This window comes from Oleiphilus sp. HI0128, assembly GCF_001635365.1.
Genome location: NZ_LWGG01000786.1, coordinates 1 through 2,501 on the forward strand (window position 1 = coordinate 1; position 2,501 = coordinate 2,501).

Sequence of the window (2,501 nt, forward strand, 5' to 3'; positions counted from 1 at the left end):
AGGCTGGAGTTGTGTTGAATTTCTTTGCTATGCGAATTAAGGAGTCACCGCGTTTTATACTGTAGCGAGTCCAGTTGAGCCTCTTTTCTGGAGGTAGCTCAGTCAGCGCGGCTTTAAACTGTTTGGCGCTCTCAATAGGTACCAATAAACGATGAGGCCCCATGGGGGCGCTAGCCCACTGATTGAATCCTGGGTTGAGTTTATATATTTCCTTTATATCGATGCCGGCCAGGGTAGCTGCCTGGGCAAGATCGATCTGCCCGCCAGTTTGAACTGTCTCAAAGTACGGTTTATCAGCGATTTTCGGGAATTGAATGTTGTATTTTTCAGGCGACTTTACAATCTTGGCAAGAGCAAGCAGTTTAGGGACGTAAGCGCGGGTTTCTCTTGGAAGCTTCAAAGACCAGAAGTCTTGGGGTTTTCCTAGTTTTTTATTGCGCTTTATCGCCTTACTAACGCGGCCTGAACCAGAGTTGTAAGATGCAAGAGCATGGAGCCAGTTGCCGTCAAATCGTCTACTTAAGTAACTCAGGTATTCGAGAGCTCCTTGAGTCGATGCTAATACGTCACGTCGTCCATCGTACCACCAGTTTTGATGCAAACCATAAATCTTCCCGGTACCTGGAATAAACTGCCATAAGCCTGAAGCACGGCCATGACTGTATGCGAAAGGATCGTAGGCACTCTCGACAAAAGGTAGTAGTGCTAGTTCCATCGGTAGTTTACGTTTCTTAACTTCTTGCACCACATGGTGAAGATAGCGTGAAGAGCGCTTAAAGGTTCGGTCTAGATAATTGGGGTTGTTTACGTACCAGCGTAACTGGCTTTGAATGCGCTTGTTGTCAAGAGTCAGGTCGAGTGTAAAGTGCTTTCGAATATCGTCAAGCAGGTCGCCTTGGTCAGGGTTATGGCTAGGTCTATCACGAAGAAGCTGAAGCTCCTGATTGACTTTCTGTTCCAGCTCATCAGTTGGAGTGATAAAACCGTATTGCTCGTAGTTACGATTCTGCTGTTTGTTATGTTCGGCAGATGCGCTGTCGATAAGCTTATTATTCAGAGCAAAACTACTGAATAGATCTTCATCTGGGCTGCTCAAAAGGCCGCTAACGAAAAACTTTTCTTTTGGCTCCACCGTTTCGTCAAATATTTGAGAGATTAAATAGGGTGGTGCTGTTAGTGCTTCGTTGTCGGAATTACTAGCTGGTGTCGTACTGGTGTGCTCTGGGGAGGGTTGGAGCTTTGCTTTACTAGCAGTTGACGCTTGCTTAATGCCACTTTCTTGAGTATTTGAGATTTGTTCGCTTACTTGAGTGTTTTCCTTGCTCTCAATGTCGGGGGTAGGTTCGCTTTTGTTTGATGTTGTGTTGCTGGAAACTGACGGCACCGAGCTAGGGGGGGCAAGCTGTCCGCGCGACGAATCAAAGCTCGCGCAAGCGTTAATAAGCAAAAGTAGAACTATAAGAGGAAAATGACGCATATCGATTGGGTGGCTATTTTACTGCTGCGAGAAAAGGAACACATTTTGTTAGGCGTTAAGCAAGTTTTCCCGCCCAGTCTATGAAGTAGGGGCTTTAGGGTCAACTGCTTGGAGCTAAATAATTAGTAACAAATTTAACTCTGTAAGTGCTAACCCGTTGTTACTATGGTCAGAACTGATCTTTCGCGAGCCTTGTTGCGGCAAAAATATCTGGCTCACAGCTATTCGTATTGGGGAATAGTTGTTTAACATTCGAAGCTAAGGCTGGATCGTTGCTTCTAAAAAACGGGTTTATCTCCAGTTCTGTTTTTAGTGTGGAGGGGATAGTGGATAAGCCACGCTTACGCAAATCGGTGGCTTCTACTAAGTAGTTTTGTAGTGCCTGGTTGTCTGGCATTAGACTCAGTGCAAAATCTAGATTGGCTAATGTATATTCGTGTGCACAGAAGATGCGTGTCGTCTTCGGTAGTAAGCGGATTTTTCCAAGCGAGTTATACATTTGTTCAGCACTGCCTTCGAATAAGCGACCGCAACCACCTGAGAATAGTGTGTCCCCACAAAACAATGCGTCTAGTTGTTCGCAATAGTAGGCATTATGATCAAGCGTATGACCCGGAACGTCGAGGCTTTTGAATTGTAAGCCAAGTAAGCTGATCGCTTCGCCTTCAGACAGTTGCTCATCGATACCTTCAACTTTTGAGTGAGATGAGCCGAAGCTTTTACAGTCATATTGATCTTTAAGTTTTGCCAAGCCTCCCGTGTGATCAGGGTGGTGGTGAGTGATAAGAATTGCTACTAGGTCTAGCCCTTGTGAATTCAAATAATCTTGAGTGTCACTAAATGAGCCAGGATCAACAACGACAGCCTGCATGCTCGCAACAAAGCAGACTCTATCTAAAGTAGCTTTAATTTACCCAGTATTCATTCTAAGCTATGACAAATCAACCTAAGTGAGAGTTATCATATGATAAAAGTTCATGGCATACCTGCTTTTTCAGACAATTATATCTGGTGTATATATGAT

Annotated in this window: 2 protein-coding genes; both read right to left on the minus strand. The window is 44.6% G+C overall.

The window, feature by feature from the left end; genetic code table 11:
• On the minus strand, positions 1-1,447 hold a 1,447-nt coding region (locus A3763_RS11175), incomplete at its 3' end, for a transglycosylase SLT domain-containing protein (protein WP_231872174.1).
• A 199-nt stretch (positions 1,448-1,646) separates the two neighbouring features.
• Positions 1,647-2,348, minus strand: coding sequence for a hydroxyacylglutathione hydrolase (gene gloB / locus A3763_RS11180; protein WP_068760031.1), 702 nt, complete (start codon positions 2,346-2,348; stop codon positions 1,647-1,649).
• Between the last annotated feature and the right edge of the window lie 153 nt (positions 2,349-2,501).